The 16414-nt window shown below is 54.1% G+C and carries 21 protein-coding genes; 13 read left to right on the top strand and 8 right to left on the bottom strand.

Annotation, left to right across the window (positions count from 1 at the left end):
• The first annotated feature begins 9 nt into the window (after window positions 1-9).
• From pstB to pyk, 5 genes are all read left to right on the top strand, one after another.
• On the top strand, window positions 10-768 hold the full coding sequence (gene pstB, locus CBW42_RS04660; protein WP_087018250.1) for a phosphate ABC transporter ATP-binding protein PstB: 759 nt from the start codon (window positions 10-12) through the stop codon (window positions 766-768).
• Between the two features lie 13 nt (window positions 769-781).
• Window positions 782-1441 (top strand): phosphate signaling complex protein PhoU, encoded by a 660-nt coding sequence (phoU, locus tag CBW42_RS04655; protein WP_087018248.1) that lies wholly within the window; start codon window positions 782-784, stop codon window positions 1439-1441.
• Between the two features lie 20 nt (window positions 1442-1461).
• Window positions 1462-2136, top strand: a complete 675-nt coding sequence (locus tag CBW42_RS04650; RefSeq protein WP_087018246.1) for a winged helix-turn-helix domain-containing protein — start codon at window positions 1462-1464, stop codon at window positions 2134-2136.
• Between the two features lie 149 nt (window positions 2137-2285).
• The gene (locus CBW42_RS04645) at window positions 2286-3068 is read left to right on the top strand and encodes an HAD-IIA family hydrolase (RefSeq protein WP_087018244.1); all 783 of its coding nucleotides are present in this window, start codon (window positions 2286-2288) and stop codon (window positions 3066-3068) included.
• A 340-nt stretch (window positions 3069-3408) separates the two neighbouring features.
• Window positions 3409-4836 carry a pyruvate kinase gene (gene pyk / locus CBW42_RS04640; RefSeq protein ID WP_165761060.1) on the top strand — a complete coding sequence of 476 codons (1428 nt, stop codon included), beginning with the start codon at window positions 3409-3411 and terminating at the stop codon, window positions 4834-4836.
• Window positions 4837-4950: 114 nt separating this feature from the next.
• Here pyk and CBW42_RS04635 read toward each other — a convergent pair whose 3' ends face one another.
• A complete protein-coding gene (locus CBW42_RS04635; RefSeq protein WP_205703611.1) occupies window positions 4951-5313 on the bottom strand; it encodes a helix-turn-helix domain-containing protein in 363 nt (120 codons plus the stop codon).
• A gap of 381 nt (window positions 5314-5694) precedes the next feature.
• On the opposite strand from CBW42_RS04635, the gene CBW42_RS04630 reads away from it, so the two are divergent.
• Window positions 5695-6618, top strand: coding sequence for an NAD(P)/FAD-dependent oxidoreductase (locus CBW42_RS04630; protein ID WP_087018238.1), 924 nt, complete (start codon window positions 5695-5697; stop codon window positions 6616-6618).
• Between the two features lie 38 nt (window positions 6619-6656).
• Here CBW42_RS04630 and trmD read toward each other — a convergent pair whose 3' ends face one another.
• The 7 genes from trmD to CBW42_RS04595 all read right to left on the bottom strand — a co-directional run bounded on the left by trmD (window position 6657) and on the right by CBW42_RS04595 (window position 10884).
• Complete coding sequence (gene trmD, locus CBW42_RS04625; protein WP_087018236.1) at window positions 6657-7391, bottom strand: tRNA (guanosine(37)-N1)-methyltransferase TrmD; 735 nt, start codon at window positions 7389-7391, stop codon at window positions 6657-6659.
• The gene (gene rimM, locus CBW42_RS04620; RefSeq protein ID WP_087018234.1) at window positions 7381-7887 is read right to left on the bottom strand and encodes a ribosome maturation factor RimM; all 507 of its coding nucleotides are present in this window, start codon (window positions 7885-7887) and stop codon (window positions 7381-7383) included. The genes trmD and rimM overlap by 11 nt, the downstream gene beginning before the upstream one ends.
• Window positions 7888-7976: 89 nt before the next feature.
• On the bottom strand, window positions 7977-8207 hold the full coding sequence (locus CBW42_RS04615) for a KH domain-containing protein (protein ID WP_087018232.1): 231 nt from the start codon (window positions 8205-8207) through the stop codon (window positions 7977-7979).
• A gap of 20 nt (window positions 8208-8227) precedes the next feature.
• Window positions 8228-8467 (bottom strand): 30S ribosomal protein S16, encoded by a 240-nt coding sequence (gene rpsP / locus CBW42_RS04610; protein WP_087018230.1) that lies wholly within the window; start codon window positions 8465-8467, stop codon window positions 8228-8230.
• Window positions 8468-8515: 48 nt separating this feature from the next.
• Window positions 8516-9898, bottom strand: coding sequence for a signal recognition particle protein (ffh, locus tag CBW42_RS04605; RefSeq protein ID WP_087018228.1), 1383 nt, complete (start codon window positions 9896-9898; stop codon window positions 8516-8518).
• A 9-nt stretch (window positions 9899-9907) separates the two neighbouring features.
• Window positions 9908-10273: a YlxM family DNA-binding protein gene (ylxM, locus tag CBW42_RS04600; RefSeq protein WP_087018226.1), complete on the bottom strand. Its 366-nt coding sequence runs from the start codon at window positions 10271-10273 to the stop codon at window positions 9908-9910.
• A gap of 80 nt (window positions 10274-10353) precedes the next feature.
• Complete coding sequence (locus tag CBW42_RS04595; RefSeq protein WP_165761059.1) at window positions 10354-10884, bottom strand: VanZ family protein; 531 nt, start codon at window positions 10882-10884, stop codon at window positions 10354-10356.
• Between the two features lie 183 nt (window positions 10885-11067).
• Between CBW42_RS04595 and yfmF the strand changes: the two genes are divergently transcribed.
• The 7 genes from yfmF (at window position 11068) to rpmA (ending at window position 16386) form a co-directional block, all read left to right on the top strand.
• A complete protein-coding gene (gene yfmF, locus CBW42_RS04590) occupies window positions 11068-12339 on the top strand; it encodes an EF-P 5-aminopentanol modification-associated protein YfmF (protein ID WP_087018222.1) in 1272 nt (423 codons plus the stop codon).
• Window positions 12336-13607: an EF-P 5-aminopentanol modification-associated protein YfmH gene (gene yfmH / locus CBW42_RS04585; RefSeq protein WP_087018220.1), complete on the top strand. Its 1272-nt coding sequence runs from the start codon at window positions 12336-12338 to the stop codon at window positions 13605-13607. Before yfmF ends, yfmH begins: the two co-directional genes overlap by 4 nt.
• Window positions 13604-14461, top strand: coding sequence for a prolipoprotein diacylglyceryl transferase (gene lgt, locus CBW42_RS04580; protein ID WP_165761058.1), 858 nt, complete (start codon window positions 13604-13606; stop codon window positions 14459-14461). Before yfmH ends, lgt begins: the two co-directional genes overlap by 4 nt.
• Window positions 14458-15315 (top strand): bifunctional methylenetetrahydrofolate dehydrogenase/methenyltetrahydrofolate cyclohydrolase FolD, encoded by an 858-nt coding sequence (folD, locus tag CBW42_RS04575; RefSeq protein ID WP_087018216.1) that lies wholly within the window; start codon window positions 14458-14460, stop codon window positions 15313-15315. Before lgt ends, folD begins: the two co-directional genes overlap by 4 nt.
• A gap of 140 nt (window positions 15316-15455) precedes the next feature.
• Window positions 15456-15767: a 50S ribosomal protein L21 gene (gene rplU / locus CBW42_RS04570; RefSeq protein ID WP_087018214.1), complete on the top strand. Its 312-nt coding sequence runs from the start codon at window positions 15456-15458 to the stop codon at window positions 15765-15767.
• Between the two features lies 1 nt (window position 15768).
• Window positions 15769-16098 (top strand): ribosomal-processing cysteine protease Prp, encoded by a 330-nt coding sequence (locus tag CBW42_RS04565; protein ID WP_087018212.1) that lies wholly within the window; start codon window positions 15769-15771, stop codon window positions 16096-16098.
• Window positions 16099-16101: 3 nt separating this feature from the next.
• Window positions 16102-16386 (top strand): 50S ribosomal protein L27, encoded by a 285-nt coding sequence (gene rpmA, locus CBW42_RS04560; RefSeq protein WP_087018210.1) that lies wholly within the window; start codon window positions 16102-16104, stop codon window positions 16384-16386.
• The last annotated feature ends 28 nt before the right edge of the window (window positions 16387-16414 follow it).

Genomic DNA, 16414 nt, shown 5'->3' with positions numbered 1-16414 from the left:
GAGTCTGTTATGGCTGTGAATACAAAATATTCCATCAAAAATCTTGACCTGCATTACGGCGATTTCCATGCGCTCAAGAACATCAATCTGGAGCTGCCAGAGAAAGAAATCACCGCATTTATCGGTCCCTCCGGCTGCGGCAAATCCACGCTGCTCAAAACACTCAACCGCATGAACGATCTGGTTGAGGGCTGCCACATCGACGGCACAGTTTTACTGGACGGAGAAGATATCTTCGACCGCATGGATGTCAATGTCCTGCGCCGTCGCGTCGGCATGGTGTTCCAGAAGCCGAATCCGTTCCCGATGAGCATTTATGACAACATCGCCTTCGGCCCGCGCACGCACGGTATCCGCAACAAGGCAAAGCTGGATGTCATTGTCGAAAAGAGTCTGCGCGATGCGGCAATCTGGGACGAGGTCAAGGATCGCCTGCACAAGAGTGCGCTGGGTATGTCCGGCGGACAGCAGCAGCGTCTTTGTATCGCGCGTGCGCTCGCCATCCAGCCAGAGGTTTTGCTGATGGACGAGCCAACCAGTGCACTTGACCCGATTTCCACGATGAAGGTCGAAGATCTGGTACAGGAGCTCAAAAAGGATTATACCATCGTCATGGTAACGCACAACATGCAGCAGGCGACACGCGTATCTGATAAGACTGCGTTCTTCCTGCTGGGTGAGGTCATCGAATTTGAAAACACCGAGGAATTGTTCTCCATGCCGAAGGATCAGAGAACAGAAAATTATATCACCGGACGTTTCGGCTGATGGAGGGGTACCCATGAGAAACCGTTTTGACAGAGAACTAACCAGAATGCACGAGGATCTGATTTCGATGGCAGCCCTTGTGGAAACAGCGATCAGCCGTGCCGTTGAGGCATTGAAAAAATATGACGCTGATCTGGCACGCATAACGATGGCGGGCGACAAGGAGGTCGACCAGAAGGAGCGTGAAATTGAGAGTGCCTGCCTCAAGCTGCTGCTTCAGCAGCAGCCGGTGGCGCGTGATCTGCGCGAAATTTCGACTGCCCTCAAAATGATTACCGATATGGAACGGATCGGCGACCTCGCGGAGGATATTGCAGAGGTCACGCTGTTCCTGTGTGAAAAGCCGTCGTATGTTGCGCCGGAGCAGCTGTCGTATATGGCGGAGGCGACCATTAAAATGGTACGTGATTCTATCGATGCCTTTGTTGCACGAGACCTTGCGGCAGCACATGCCGTTGTTGAGTATGATGATGTCGTAGACAAGTTGTTTTCGGAGACACGTACCGTGCTGGTGGAGCGCATCCACGAATCGCTTGAGGACGCAGAGCAGGCGATGGACATCATGATGATTGCCAAGTATTTTGAACGCATTGGAGATCACGCGGTCAATATCTCCGAGTGGGTTGAATTTTCCATCACCGGCACGCATAAAAAGATGCGCGTGCTGGGCTGAAGCACAGAGAGGGAAAGGGAATGAACATCTATCTGGTCGAAGACGATGAGAGCATCCGCACGATGGTGCTGTACGCGCTCAGCGGCAACGGATTTGAGGCGAGCGGATTTGAAAGTGGCCGGGAGCTGAATGTAGCCATGCGCGCGCGTCTGCCTGATATGATCCTGCTGGATATTATGCTGCCGGGTGAGAATGGACTGTCCATTTTGAAGCGACTGCGCGCATCCGACCGGACTGCGTCCATCCCCATCATCATGCTGACTGCAAAGGCATCGGAAATGGATAAGGTGACCGGGTTGGATCTCGGCGCCGACGATTATGTGGCAAAGCCGTTCGGTATCCTTGAGCTGCTTTCGCGCATCCGCGCGGTTGCACGGCGAACAGGCGCGAATGGAGAGGATACAGAGGAACATTATACATATAAGGATGTATCCATCTTTGGAGACAGCCATATTGTCACCCTGCGCGGTGAGGAAATCCATCTGACACGCAAGGAGTTCAAGCTGCTGTGGTTTCTGCTGGAAAATCAGGGGCGCGTTGTCACGCGCGAAAGCATTATGGAGCATGTGTGGGACACAGGCTATGATGTCGAAACACGCACGGTGGATATCCATATCAATACGCTGCGCCGGAAAATCGATGACGACGGCACCAAAATTCAGACCATCCGCGGCGTGGGTTATAAAATCGGCTGATGCATTCCCTCATATATTTGCGCGAATATGCGGTATATATGAGGGGATTTTTTTATGTATGGTTGACATGTGCGCATCATTCTGATACCTTGAATATAGGCCGTCAGAGCGGACGGTCATTCTGAATACGGAAAGAAGGAAAAGACTGTATGGATCGTTTGAGAGAGAAATCCGGCTTTATCTGTGATATGGACGGTGTCATCTACCACGGGAACAAAATTCTGCCCGGCGTGCGTGAGTTTGTCGACTGGCTCCAGCGCGAAAACAAGCATTTTCTGTTCCTGACCAATTCCAGCCACTATACGCCGAAGGAGCTTCAGCAGAAGCTGGCGCGCATGGGTCTGGATGTCGATGAGTCACACTTTTATACGAGTGCACTGGCGACGGCGAGCTTCCTCAGCCATCAGGCGCCGGGATGCAGCGCTTATGTCGTCGGTGACCATGGCTTACAGAATGCATTGTTTGCCGCAGGCATCACGGTCAATGAGATTGATCCGGATTATGTTGTTATCGGCGAGCCGGAGTCATTCAGCTATGACAATATTGTCCGTGCGATCCGCCTGGTCAACAAGGGGGCAAAGCTGATCGGTACGAATTCCGATATCACTGGCCCGACGGAAAGCGGGATTGTGCCCGGCTGCGGCGCGCTGATCGCTCCGATTGAGCGGGCGACCGGTAAGAAGGCATACTTTGTCGGAAAGCCGAACCCGCTGATGATGCGCACCGGCCTGCGCATGCTCGGTGTGCATTCTGAAGAGGCCGCAATGGTGGGTGACCGCATGGACACTGATATGATCGCGGGCATTGAATCCGGCCTGGATACCGTTCTCGTGCTGTCCGGTGTAACCGCTCCGGAGGATATCGATAAATTCCCGTACCGTCCGCGCCTTGTGCTGTCCGGTGTCGGCGAAATTCCGCCCGCAGCAGAATAAACTGCATATTTTTATAAATTGCGCCCGGACAGGTTTTGGCTCTGTTCGGGTGCTTTTTTGCTCAAAACCGGCATAAACCACTCAGAATTGGACACAATAGCCTCGGCGAAACATACGATTGATCGGGCGAAAATATCTTGTTAATCATGCATAAAAACAATTGACTGTTTTTGTGCAATATGGTATAATCCAATTAGGATGTTAGGGGATAGGAACAACCCATAAAAGTACAAAGAATTTGTAGTTTGTTGGGAAATTGTTGGTTTCGTTTGCACTGAATTGGTGCGGTGTGAGGGCATTTGAGAATGGATGCCCGTGGGTATTTTGTGAGGTATTGGTTATGAGAAAAACGAAAATTATTTGTACGATGGGCCCGTCTACCGACGACATCGAGGTTTTGCGGCAGATGGCGCAGGCCGGCATGAACGTCGCGCGCTTCAACTTTTCGCATGGCTCGCATGAGGAGCACAAGCAGCGCATGGACTGCCTGAAGAAAGTTCGTGAGGAAGCTGGTCTGCCGATCGCCATCCTGCTGGACACCAAGGGACCGGAAATCCGTACCGGCGATATGAAGGACGGAAAGATTTTCCTGAAGAAGGGCGAGGTGCTCCGCCTGACCCCGCGCGCCTGCCTGGGTACGCCGGAAAAGATTCAGATTACCTATCCGGATCTGTACAAGGATGTGCAGACGGGCACGAGCATTCTGATCGACGACGGTCTGATTGAGCTGCGTGTGGAGCAGACGCAGGAGCAGGATATTCTGTGCCGTGTCCTGAATGATGGCGCAGTTTCCAACCACAAGGGCATCAATGTACCGGACGTACATCTGTCCATTCCGTATCTGAGCGATAAGGATAAGGAAGACATCAAGTTCGGCATTGAGCAAGGTGTTGACTTTATCGCGGCATCGTTTGTCCGCACGCCGGACGACGTACAGCAGCTGCGCATGCTGCTGGATGAGAATGGCGGCGAAAACATCAACATCATTGCAAAGATTGAAAATCAGCAGGGCGTTGAGAACATCGACGGCATTGTTGCGCTGGCAGATGGTGTTATGATTGCCCGCGGCGACATGGGCGTTGAAATTCCGGCAGAGGATGTTCCGTCGATCCAGAAGCTGCTGATTAAGAAGGTTACGCTGGCAGGTAAGCAGGTCATCACGGCGACGCAGATGCTGGATTCCATGATGAAGAATCCGCGCCCGACTCGTGCGGAGGTCACCGACGTTGCAAACGCAATTTATGACGGTACCGGCGCAATCATGCTGTCCGGCGAAACCGCTGCCGGCCTGTACCCGGTTGAGGCGCTGACCATGATGGCGCGCATTGCGGAGCGCACAGAGGAAGACATCGACTACCGCAAGCGCTTCTTTGTCCGCGACAGAAAGGCAAATCCGGATATTACGGATGCAATCTGCCATGCGACCTGCACGACAGCGCATGACCTGAATGCGCGCGCAATTGTCACGGTAACCAAGTCCGGCCGCTCGGCGCGTATGGTTGCACGCTATCGTCCGGATTGTGATATTATCGGCTGTACGCCGTCCGAAACGGTCGCACACCAGCTCAACCTCGTATGGGGTGTCAGCCCGGTTCTGGTTGAGGAAAAGAACAATGTATTTGATCTGTTCGATTACGCATTGGATACTACCAGAGATCAGGGGCTGATGAAGGAAGGCGACATCGCTGTCATTACGTCTGGTGTTCCGATCGGTGTTTCCGGCACGACCAACATGATTAAGGTTCAGGTTGTCGGCAGCAACGCATAACATACGTCAAATACTTCGATTTTTATTAAAATAAAACCGGCACAGCCCGAGATGAACTGCCCCCATTTGTCAGACAGTATGAGATACTATCTGCAAATGAGGTGCATGTCACGTTCAGGCTGTGCCGGTTTCATCTTTATACAATGCAGCTAACTCTTCGATTATTTTAACGATGTGCTCCATTTTGTGAGGTGGAATCTGTCGCATGGCAAGCTGGATGCGGGTTTCCTGTTCACGGGTGCTGTCCAGGTTGTCGCAGGAAAAGAAATCTGACAGCGAGATTCCCAGTGCATCGGTGATGCGGTGAAGGGTATCGATGGTCGGACATTTCAGTCCACGCTCCAAATGTCCGAGATAGGCCGGACTCATTCCAATTTTCAGCGCAAGCGCTTCCTGACTGATGCCGCGCAGCTGGCGGAAATGGCGGATTCGCTGTCCGGTTTCCGCTGTAATCTTTTGCTTTTGACTATCTATCACAATCACTTCCCACATGGTTTACTTATAATGTATGCGAAATTTGTGACTCTATCAAAATTCTAAAGATATTATATATAAATATCTTTAGATATTGACAGGCGGAAGGAAATATGATATCTTAGATACAGGAAATAGCCTATTTCTATATGCTGATTTTTTCTTGTACCTGTTCGGTTTGTTGCGGCGGCAAGGCGCTGCGCGAGCTGGTTGAAGGGGATTTGAAAAGTCAACACTGGGGGATTGCGCCCGGGGGCGCACTGCGGAAGGGCATGCCGTGTTCCATACAGGGACGGCATGCCCTTTGTTATGTTTCCGATGGAATAAATTCACCTTGTTTCAGGAAACCTAAGGATATTCCAGACAGAAACGAGGCGAAAGCAGATGCTGGATTTGATTATTGTCGGTGCAGGTGTCGCGGGGTTGAGCGCGTCCGTTTATGCGCAGCGCGCAGCACTGGAGGCGCGCACACTCGAACGCGACGGCATGGGTGGCGGACAACTGGCAGAAGCCGTGCAGGTGGAAAATTATCCCGGAATGACACAGATATCCGGCTTTGACCTCGCACAGGCGATGCGCAGGCATGCGGAAGCACTGGGCAGTGTGTTTGAGACCGCAGAGGTATTGCGCCTTATTCAAAGGCAATCACATTGGGAGGTGCAGTGTGCGGATGGAACGCGATATAAGGCGCGCGCAGTCATCGCCGCCATGGGCACGCAGCGACGCAGGCTGGAGGTGCCGGGAGAGGAACAGTATACCGGACACGGTGTGTCATACTGTGCAACCTGTGATGGCGCATTTTTTCGTGGAAAGACGGTCGCGGTTGTCGGAGGCGGGGATACCGCCGTGGACGATGCCTTATATCTGTCCGACTTGGCGGAAACCGTGTATCTGGTACACCGGCGTGAGACTCTGCGCGCCAACCGGCGGCGGCAGGAATTGCTGCGCACAAAGAAAAATGTAGTTTTTTTGTGGAACACTGTCGTGCTGGCGATTCACGGGAAGGAGCAGGTCACGGCATTTACCACAGATACACAGGGCGTAAAACGCACGATCCCAACGGACGGTGTGTTTATTGCAGTCGGCTCCGTGCCGCATACGGATTGTCTGCCGCCGGAGACCGCACGCGATGCGGCCGGATATCTGCTGACGGGAGAGGACGGCAAAACGAATCTGCCCGGCCTGTTTGCAGCAGGAGACATCCGCAGCAAGCCGCTGCGTCAGGCTGTGACGGCAGCGGCAGACGGCGCGAGCTGTGTTGTATCTGCGGAACGATATTTGCAGGGAGAAAGCAAAGCGCTCATCTGAACTCTGTTCAGATGAGCGCTTTTTCAAAGATTTCGCGGTTATTCTGATTCAGCTTCCAGCTCCTGCAAGAGCTTACGGTCGCGCTTATCCTGCGGTTCAAACTTCGCAAACAGGTCCGGACGGTCGTTTTTGGTTCGTTCCAGACTTTTTTTGCGCCGCCAGGTTTCAATGTTGGCGTGATGCCCGGATAGCAGGACATCCGGCACGGCGCGGTCGTGCCAGATCGCAGGCTTGGTATACTGCGGATATTCCAGCAGGCCGCTCCAGTGGCTCTCTTCGGTGAAGCAGACCTCTTCTGCGAGTACACCGGGCACCATGCGGCAGACCGCGTCTGCGACTGCCATCGCAGGAATTTCGCCGCCAGTCAGCACAAAGTCGCCGATGGAAATTTCCTCGTCGACGCACTCGTCGATAAAACGCTGGTCAATGCCTTCATAATGGCCGCAGACGAGGATGACATGCTCGTGCGCCAACAGCTCGCGTGCCTTGTTCTGGCAGAACGGCGCGCCCTGTGCACTCATCAGGACGGTGTGGACATGTGTGCCGCCGGTCACGTGTTCGTGGCAGCGGTACAGCGGATCGGCCTGCATGACCATACCCTTGCCGCCGCCATAGGGCGTGTCATCCACGCGGTTGTGCTTGTCCAACGTGAAATCGCGGATGTTGACAGCATTGATTTCAATCAGCCCCGCCTGCTGTGCGCGTCCGATGACACTGGTGTGCATCACGCAGTCCACCATTTCGGGGAACAGGGTGAGAATATCAATCTTCATCGCTGAGCAGCCCTTCAATCGTGCGGACAGTGACCCGGCCGTTTTCCAAATCGACATTTTCGACAAACGGCATGCCCGGAATCAGATGCTGAGATTTGCCGTCCTGAATGACATACAAATCGCCCGCAGGGCCGTCGTTGATCTCCTTAACCACGCCGATTTCATGGCCGACCCGTTCGTCATAGACCGGCAGGCCGATGACATCCTGAATGAAGAACGCGCCTTCCTCCAGTTCGACGTCGTCGCGGTTCATATACAGTGTCATGCCGCGCAGCTGCTGCGCCTGCTCCATGGTGTCCACGCCCTCGAGATGCATGAGCACACAGCCCTTGTGCACCTTCGCGGAGAGAATGGTCACCGGTGTCCGATCCTTGCGGTATAACGTATCGAATTCGGCGAGAAAGTCGGGGGAATCGCACCACGGCTGCACCTTGACATCGCCGCGCACGCCATGCGTGTTGACAATCTTGCCGATTTCCAGAAATTGCTTCTTCATAAAATCCTCCACGGGGAATGCAGGGCGTGAGCTACGCCCGAAATTTCAATAGCAGAAAAAAAGAGCCGCGATGCGGCTCTCGAAAAGACTCAGTCGACGATTTCGACAGATACCTTTTTATTTTGACGATTTCCGGCCGCCTTCATCAAAGTACGAATTTCCTTTGCGATGCGACCATGACGGCCGATAACCTTACCCATATCATCAGGAGCGACGCGGAGTTCAAAAATGATCTCCTCGCCCTGCGTGGTTTCGGTCACACTGACAGCGTCCGGGTCGTTTACAAGGTTCTTTGCGATGTAGGTCAAAAGTTCTTTCATCTAAAACAACCTCACTTGCATTACAGTACGCCGGATTTCTTCAGCAGTGCACGTACGGTATCGGTCGGCTGTGCGCCATTCTTGATCCACTGCTGTGCGCGCTCGCCATCGATCTTGATCTCAACCGGGTTAGCCAGCGGATTGTAGGTGCCGATTTCCTCGATGAAACGGCCGTCACGCGGGTAACGGGAATCAGCGACAACGATACGGTAGAAAGGAGCCTTCTTAGCACCCAGTCTGCGAAGTCTGATTTTTACCATGGTTTTCACCTCCTGTGAATTGATTATTGTAAATTTCTTTACACGATATTAAAACGGGAAGCGGAAGCCGCCGCCGCGTTTGCCTAAGTTACCTATGCCGGGGAAGTTCATGCCGCCGCGCTTTTTGCCGCGCTTTGTCATGCCGTTCAGCTGCTTGGTCATCTTCTGCATCATCTCAAACTGCTTGAGCAGACGATTGACATCCTCAATTTTCAGGCCGCAGCCCGCCGCAATACGCTTTTTGCGGCTGAAGTTGATGATGGAGGGATTTTCCCGCTCCTTCAGCGTCATGGAACTGATGATCGCTTCGACATGTGCGACCGCCTTTTCATCGACCTGCGCGCCAGAAAGTGCCTTGGAGTCCATGCCCGGGATCATGGAGAGCATGTTCTGCATGGCTTCCGGGTCTTTGAACTGCGCGAGCTGATCGGCGAAATCCGTCAGCGTCAGGCGGTTGGCACGCATTTTCTTTTCCAGCTCCGCGGCCTTCTTGGCGTCGTAATTCTCCTGTGCCTTTTCAATCAGCGTGAGCATGTCGCCCATGCCCAGGATGCGGGATGCCATGCGGTCGGGGTGGAACGGTTCGATGTCGGCGAGCTTTTCGCCTGTGCCGATGAATTTAATCGGCTTGCCGGTGACGGCCTTGGTGGAGAGGGCTGCGCCGCCGCGAGCGTCACCGTCCATCTTTGCCATCAGAATGCCGTCGATCCCGAGTGCATCGTCAAACGCGGTTGCCACGTTGACGGCGTCCTGACCGGTCATCGCGTCGACAACCAGCATGATTTCGGAGGGCTGAACCTCCGCCTTGATGTTTTTCAGCTCATCCATCAGCGCTTCGTCGATGTGGAGCCGTCCGGCGGTGTCGAGGAAGACCATGTCATACGCATTCTTCTTTGCGTAATCCACGCCCGCCTTGGCAATTTCCACCGGGTCGCCCTGTCCCATTTCAAAGACCGGGATATCCAACTTTTCGCCGACAACCTTGAGCTGATCGATGGCAGCAGGGCGGTACACGTCGCAGGCGACGAGCAGCGGGCGCTTCTGCTGCTGTTTTTTGAACAATCCAGCGAGCTTGGCGCCGTTTGTTGTCTTACCGGCACCTTGCAGGCCGACCATCATGACGACAGTCGGGGGATTGGGGGAGATGTTAATTTTTGCGTTGGAGCCGCCCATGAGCTTGGTCAGCTCTTCGTTGACAATTTTGATGACCTGCTGCGCAGGCGAGAGGCTTTCGAGAATCTCTGCACCGGTTGCTCGCTCGGTCACGGTTTTGGTAAAGTCCTTGACGACCTTAAAGTTGACATCTGCTTCGAGCAGCGCCAGCTTGATTTCGCGCATTGCGCTTTTGACGTCGGCCTCGCTCAGACGGCCGCGGCTTTTCAGCTTCTTAAAGGCAGAAGTGATTTTTTCGGAAAGACCTTCAAATGCCATGATTTCTCCTTATTCCGAAAGCTGTTTGGCAATCTGGAATGCCTGTTCGCACAATTCTGCAATCTTCGGATCGTGGTAGCGCACGTTGTTGATGCCGCGCAGCTCCCAGACGATATCCGCCAGACGCTCCAGATCGGATTGTGTCTGACCGTATTTTGCGACCAGCCCGAGCTTTTCCTCGGTGTCGCGCAGCGTGCGTTCCGCGCGCAAGATGCCGTCGCGCACGCCCTGACGGGTAATGCCCATGTGTTCGGAAATTTCCGCCAGCGAGAGGTCATCGTTGTAATACAGGTCGAACAGCTCTTTTTGCTTCGCCGTGAGTATTTCACCGTAAAAATCATAGAGCATGCACATTTCAAACGGTTTGTTCTTCATGACACACCTCCGATGAAACACTGTGGTGTAAAGGCTTTGACCTTTGTAAAGGTATTTTGCTTTACAACACTTTTGGTATTCTAAACCCGTCTGTGTTTTTTGTCAAGAGATTTTCGCATAATTTTTGTGATTTTTTTGAGAAAAAATCCGATCAGGTCGAGCACGGCGAGAATCAGTGTGACAGACATTGCGCCGAGGACGTTTAAGATGATATCATCGATGTCACATGAGCCCAGCCCGGTGAGGTATTGTGTCAGCTCGATGCCTGCGCTCAGCACAAAACCAACGAGGAATGTGCGGCCAAGGCTCAGGCTGCGCGTGACCAGCGGAATCAGAATGCCGATGGGCATAAATGCGACGATATTTCCGGCGAGGTTGCGCACTGCGACGGACGCGGGAACGCGGCCGGAGAACGCGTAAAAACGGATGGTCTGGAACGGGACGAGATTGACACGGGTATACGCCAGCTCGTCAGTATCATTTAATATGTTGACAATGGTGTCGTGATCGAATTTAAACAGAATTACCTTGAGCAAAAGCAGCACATAGGCAATCAGGCACAGCCAGAGCAGCACCGTAATCAGCGGAGAGCGCCGTTTTTTTACCGACACGCACAAAACTCCTTTCCGGTTTTCATTGAATTATAATCATACCACTCGCAGGCGGAAAATGCAATCAAAATGGCAGTGAAAGCAAAAAACGACACAGTAACGGGTAGACGAAAGGTAAAAACAGCGATATAATAGCACAGAGAAACGGGCGTTCTGCGCCATTGCCATGTAACGGAGACAAATATGTACCATACAACGAGAATGTCACTGAAAGACGGGATCGGGCTGACCTGCGTGACAACCAAACAGTCCAAGACCTCGTGCCTGAGCGCGATGCTTGCGCTTCCGCTGGGCGCAGAGGGAAGAAGCAAATCGGCGCTGCTGCCTTATGTTCTGCGCAGCAGCAGCCGCGCCTATCCGGGGCACCAGGCAGTTGCGGCACAGCTGGACAACCTGTATGGCGCGCGGCTGGAACCGATTGTGCGCAAGCGCGGCGAGGCACAGCTGGTGGGTTTTGTCGCGGATGTGATTGATGAGCGATTTGCTATGCCGGGTGAGGGCAGCCTGTTTGCCGGGACGGCACAGCTGCTTTCCGCGCTGTTGCTTGAACCGGACAGATTTGAGGCCGGGACGGTTGCCCGTGAGGCAGAGCAGCTGTGTGCGCGCATTGCGTCACTGCCGGATGACAAACGGTCATGGGCGGTGCGGCGTATGTACCAGCATATGTGTGCACAGGAGGCATACAGTGCGGTGGAGCTGGGTGACATCGATGCTGTCCGTGCGGTCTCGCCGGAGGCGTTGGAGATGCACTATCAAAGCGTCATTCAGACCGCGCCGCTTGAGCTGTTCTATTGCGGCTCGCTGCCGGCGGAAACTGTCGCACAACAGCTGCGCGAGGCGATGCAGGCGTTCCCGGAGCGAAATGCACTGATCTGCCCGCAGTTTGATGCGCCGCGCGCGTCGCAGGGCACAGCGCTGCGTGAAGTGACCGAGGAAGAGCCGGTCGCACAGGGCAAGCTGACCATTGGCCTGCGCACGGGCATCACCGCATTTGACGATGACTATCCCGCGATGGTGCTGTTTAACGCCTGCTTCGGCGGTACGACCTCGTCGCGTCTGTTCCGCACGGTACGTGAGCAGCTGAGCCTGTGCTATTATGCGTCTTCCCAGACGGACAAGCTCAAGGGCGTCATGGCGGTATCTTCCGGCATTGAGAACCAAAGCGAACCGAAGGCGCGCGCAGAGATTCTGCATCAGCTGGAGGAGATGCAGGACGGCATGACTGTCGATGAGGTCGAGGCTGCGCGCCGGTCAGTGACGGCATCACTGCGGGCGATGCAGGATTCTCCGCTGTCGCTGGAAAATTTTTACCAGACGCAGGCAGCGGCAGGTCTGACTGAAACACTGGATGAGCTGATTGCGCGCATCCAGACGGTGACGGCAGAGGACGTCACCCGTGCGGCGCGCAGAGCGGTGCCGGACACGGTATATTTTCTCAAAGGAGCGGGCGCATGACTACCATTTCGTATCCGAATTTAGATGACTGCATCCAGACGACGGTTCTGGACAACGGCCTGCATATTTACTGCGTCCCGCGCGAGCGCGGCACAAAGACATTTGCCATGCTCGCCGTGAATTTCGGTTCGGTTGACTGCCGGTTTACACTGGACGGGACAAAGTACGACGTCACGCCGGGCATTGCACATTTCCTTGAGCACAAGATGTTTGAGGAGGAGGACGGCAATGCGCTGCAAAAGTTTACCGCGCTCGGCGCGCAGCCGAACGCGTTCACCAGCCATACGATGACGGCATACCATGTTACGTGCACCGATCGGTTTTATGACTGCCTGGAAATTTTGCTGCGGTTTGTGACAACACCGTATTTTACAGATCAGAATGTTGCGAAGGAAAAGGGCATCATCGGGCAGGAGATTGGTATGCTGGATGATACACCGAGCTGGCAGGCTTATGTCGGCGTGCTGGAGGGGCTGTATGCCGAGCATCCGGTGCGCATTTCAGTCGCCGGCAGCAAGCAGACGATTGAACCGATTGACCCGCAGGTGCTGGGCGTCTGCCATCGCGCCTTTTATTCTCCTGCAAATCTTGCGCTGATTGTATGCGGCCGGTACGACTTTGACCGCGTCGTGGAGATGGCAGAGCGAATGACACCGAAGAAATCCGCGCGCATTGCGGCGCGTGACTATGGTACGGAGCCGAAACAGGCAATGCTACCTTATATAGAGCGACGTATGGCGGTGTCGCGCCCGATGTTTATCCTGGGCTGTAAAGATACCGTGCCGGAGCAGCCGTATGCGCGTCAGCTGATTGGTGAGTTGGCAGCAACTTGCGTATGCGGCAAGTCCGCGCCGCTGTACGAGCGTTTGTACCGTGACGGATTGATTGACCGCACGTTTGACCCGGATTACTTTACGTTCCCGGACGGCGCATGTGCCATGTTCAGTGGTGAGAGCCGTGACCCGCAGGCGGTGCGCGCGGCGCTGGAGGCGGAAATGCGCCGCATCGCAGACGGTGGACTGGAGGACGCGGTGTTTACACGCATGAAAAAGGCGGCATATGGCAAATATATCCGCAGGACAAATGATCCGGCAGAGGTGTGCCGCATGCAGGCAGAAGCATGCTTTTCCGGCGCATCGTGTTTCGACTTCGCGGAGGTCTTCCATTCCGTCACGAAGCAGGACATTGTGCGGCGTATCCGGCAGTGGTCGGCAGATGGCATGACTTCGCTTGCCGTTATCGCGCCGCAGAGGGAGGACAATACATGAGCCAGACGGTATCGTTCCCCGGACTGGGGCTTGAATTTCATTTTTCCAGTGTGGCATTTACCATTGGTTCCAAACCGATTTACTGGTATGGTATTGTGATTACACTGGGCATTCTTCTCGCGATTGCCTATGCATCCAAACGGTCGCAGCAGTTCGGCGTCAAATCGGACGACCTGCTCGATATGATGCTGTTTGTGCTTCCCATTGCAATTATCTGTGCGCGACTGTACTATGTCGCGTTTGAATGGGAGAAGTATAAGGACAACCCAGCGGAGATCTTCGCCGTATGGCACGGTGGTCTTGCGATTTACGGTGGCCTGATTGGCGGTCTGATTACGGCGATTGTGTTCTGTCGTGTCAGGAAAATCGACTGCATGGATATGCTTGACCTTGTTGCGGGCGCTGTGCCCATCGGGCAGGTGCTCGGGCGCTGGGGCAATTTCTTTAATTGTGAGGCGTTTGGCAGTGAGACTTCGCTTCCGTGGCGCATGGTCATCGGCAAGGGCCTTGACGAGGCGGGACAATTCGGCAACCATCCGACGTTTTTTTACGAATCGGCATGGAATGCCATCGGCTTTGTGCTGCTGTATTTTTACTCAAAAAAGCGGAAATACCGCGGAGAGGTTCTGCTGCTCTATTTCGGGTGGTATGGCCTCGGGCGGTTCTTCATAGAAGGTCTTCGCACGGACAGCCTGTACCTGTGGGGCACAGGCATCCGGGTCTCACAGGTGGTGGCACTGATTTCTGTTATCATCGGCTTTGGCGGCTTCCTGCTCAATCGGGTTATGCCGTTTTTGCGTGAGACAGCTGCGGAGGTCAACGACAACGATACAAACACGGAGGAAACAACATGAGTGCAATTCGAATGGACGGCAAAATGGTTTCCGCGAAGGTTCGCGGAAGCATTCTGGATGAGGTAAACAGACTGAAGGAGCGCGGCGTGCGTCCGGGTCTTGCGGTTATTATCGTCGGTGAGGATCCGGCGTCGCAGGTCTATGTGCGCAATAAGGAGCGCGCGTGTGAGGAGTGCGGTTTTTACTCGGAAAAATATGCGCTGCCGGAGGAAACGACGCAGGAGCAGCTGCTCGGCCTGATTGATGAGCTCAATCGCAATCCGCGCATTGACGGCATCCTGTGCCAGCTGCCGGTACCGAAGCACATCAGCGAGCAGGCTGTCATTGATGCCATTGACCCGAGCAAGGATGTCGATGCGTTCCATCCGGTCAATGTCGGCAAGATCATGGTCGGCAATTTTGATTTTCTGCCGTGCACCCCGGCAGGCGTCATGCAGCTGCTGGATGAATACAACATTGACCCGAAGGGTAAAAACTGTGTCGTGATCGGCCGCTCCAACATCGTCGGCAAGCCGATGGCTATGCTGCTGCTGCACCGCCATGGTACTGTGACCATCTGCCATTCCCGCACACAGAACCTGAAAGAGGTCTGTGCGCAGGCGGATATTCTCGTTGCCGCTGTCGGCAAGGTGGATTTCGTCACAGCTGATATGGTTAAGGAAGGCGCGACTGTCATCGATGTCGGCATGAACCGCAAGAACGGCAAGCTGTGCGGCGATGTCTGCTTTGATGAGGTCAATGAAAAGGCCGCATATCTGACGCCGGTACCGGGCGGTGTCGGCCCGATGACCATCACGATGCTGATGAAAAATACACTGAAAGCGGCTAAGCTGCACGCAGGCATCGAGGACTGAAAAAACACGAAATTTGGTATTGACAGCGGGCGACTGCTGTGATACTATATGAAAAGCCGCATTGACCGGGTTGGAAAAGTGTGCCTCATGACACCGCCCGTGAGAGCGTGACTCTATCAAAGAAAGAGAGGTGCTACCGCATGTACGCAATTTTAGAGACCGGTGGCAAGCAGTACAAGGTATCCGAAGGTGACGTTATTTACGTTGAGAAGCTCGGCGTAGAAGACGGTGCTTCCGTAACGTTCGACAAGGTCCTGGCAGTTGGCGAGGGCGCAGACCTGAAGGTTGGTGCTCCGTATGTTGAGGGCGCTACCGTTGCTGGCACGGCTGAGAAGACCGGCAAGCAGAAGAAGATCATCGTTTACAAGATGAAGCCGAAGAAGGGCTACCGCCGCAAGCAGGGTCACAGACAGCCCTACACCAAGGTAACCATCGGCGCAATCAACGCGTAAGATGACAACCGCCCGTTTTTTTACAACAGGCAGCCGCATTGATGCAGTGGAAGTAACCGGACACGCGGGCTACGCGGAGGAAGGCGAAGACATTGTCTGTGCGGCGGTATCTGCGAATCTGGATCTGACAAGCTGCCTGCTTGCCGACGTTCTGGGTCTGGACATCAAGACCGAAGTCGACGACGAACAGGCGCGCATCCGCATCGAGCTTCCGAAGAAGCTGGATGAAGCAGATGAGATGCAGGCGCAGAACGCACTTGACGCCTTGATGCTGTATTTTGTCAACCTCAAGGCACGATATCAGGATTTTATCGAAGTAATGGAGGTGTAAGTCATGCTTCAGATTAGCTTACAGTTTTTCGCTCATAAAAAGGGCGTAGGTTCTACCAAGAACGGCCGTGATTCCGAGTCCAAGAGACTTGGCGTTAAGCGTGCTGATGGTCAGGTTGTACCGGCAGGCAACATTCTGGTTCGCCAGCGCGGCACCCACATCCATCCGGGCGTAAATGTCGGCATTGGTTCCGATGACACCCTTTTTGCAAAGGTTACCGGCGTTGTTCGTTTCGAGCGTCTCGGCCGTGACCGCAAGCAGGTTTCTGTTTACGAAATCGAGCAGTAAGATATTCTTTGATGCGAAAGGCACCTCG

It is taken from the genome of Butyricicoccus porcorum (assembly GCF_002157465.1).
Taxonomy (GTDB): Bacteria; Bacillota; Clostridia; order Oscillospirales; family Butyricicoccaceae; genus Butyricicoccus_A; species Butyricicoccus_A porcorum.
Note: the sequence above shows the minus strand (reverse complement) of the source record. Positions and strands in the feature narration are given on the sequence as shown.

What these genes read in the sequence shown, in the direction of transcription:
- pstB (WP_087018250.1), top strand. Translation starts at nt 10, where the DNA reads ATGGCTGTGAATACAAAATATTCCATCAAAAATCTTGACCTGCATTAC.
- phoU (WP_087018248.1), top strand. Translation starts at nt 782, where the DNA reads ATGAGAAACCGTTTTGACAGAGAACTAACCAGAATGCACGAGGATCTG.
- CBW42_RS04650 (WP_087018246.1), top strand. Translation starts at nt 1,462, where the DNA reads ATGAACATCTATCTGGTCGAAGACGATGAGAGCATCCGCACGATGGTG.
- CBW42_RS04645 (WP_087018244.1), top strand. Translation starts at nt 2,286, where the DNA reads ATGGATCGTTTGAGAGAGAAATCCGGCTTTATCTGTGATATGGACGGT.
- pyk (WP_165761060.1), top strand. Translation starts at nt 3,409, where the DNA reads ATGAGAAAAACGAAAATTATTTGTACGATGGGCCCGTCTACCGACGAC.
- CBW42_RS04630 (WP_087018238.1), top strand. Translation starts at nt 5,695, where the DNA reads ATGCTGGATTTGATTATTGTCGGTGCAGGTGTCGCGGGGTTGAGCGCG.
- trmD (WP_087018236.1), bottom strand. Translation starts at nt 7,391, where the DNA reads ATGAAGATTGATATTCTCACCCTGTTCCCCGAAATGGTGGACTGCGTG.
- rimM (WP_087018234.1), bottom strand. Translation starts at nt 7,887, where the DNA reads ATGAAGAAGCAATTTCTGGAAATCGGCAAGATTGTCAACACGCATGGC.
- CBW42_RS04615 (WP_087018232.1), bottom strand. Translation starts at nt 8,207, where the DNA reads ATGAAAGAACTTTTGACCTACATCGCAAAGAACCTTGTAAACGACCCG.
- rpsP (WP_087018230.1), bottom strand. Translation starts at nt 8,467, where the DNA reads ATGGTAAAAATCAGACTTCGCAGACTGGGTGCTAAGAAGGCTCCTTTC.
- ffh (WP_087018228.1), bottom strand. Translation starts at nt 9,898, where the DNA reads ATGGCATTTGAAGGTCTTTCCGAAAAAATCACTTCTGCCTTTAAGAAG.
- ylxM (WP_087018226.1), bottom strand. Translation starts at nt 10,273, where the DNA reads ATGAAGAACAAACCGTTTGAAATGTGCATGCTCTATGATTTTTACGGT.
- yfmF (WP_087018222.1), top strand. Translation starts at nt 11,068, where the DNA reads ATGTACCATACAACGAGAATGTCACTGAAAGACGGGATCGGGCTGACC.
- yfmH (WP_087018220.1), top strand. Translation starts at nt 12,336, where the DNA reads ATGACTACCATTTCGTATCCGAATTTAGATGACTGCATCCAGACGACG.
- lgt (WP_165761058.1), top strand. Translation starts at nt 13,604, where the DNA reads ATGAGCCAGACGGTATCGTTCCCCGGACTGGGGCTTGAATTTCATTTT.
- folD (WP_087018216.1), top strand. Translation starts at nt 14,458, where the DNA reads ATGAGTGCAATTCGAATGGACGGCAAAATGGTTTCCGCGAAGGTTCGC.
- rplU (WP_087018214.1), top strand. Translation starts at nt 15,456, where the DNA reads ATGTACGCAATTTTAGAGACCGGTGGCAAGCAGTACAAGGTATCCGAA.
- CBW42_RS04565 (WP_087018212.1), top strand. Translation starts at nt 15,769, where the DNA reads ATGACAACCGCCCGTTTTTTTACAACAGGCAGCCGCATTGATGCAGTG.
- rpmA (WP_087018210.1), top strand. Translation starts at nt 16,102, where the DNA reads ATGCTTCAGATTAGCTTACAGTTTTTCGCTCATAAAAAGGGCGTAGGT.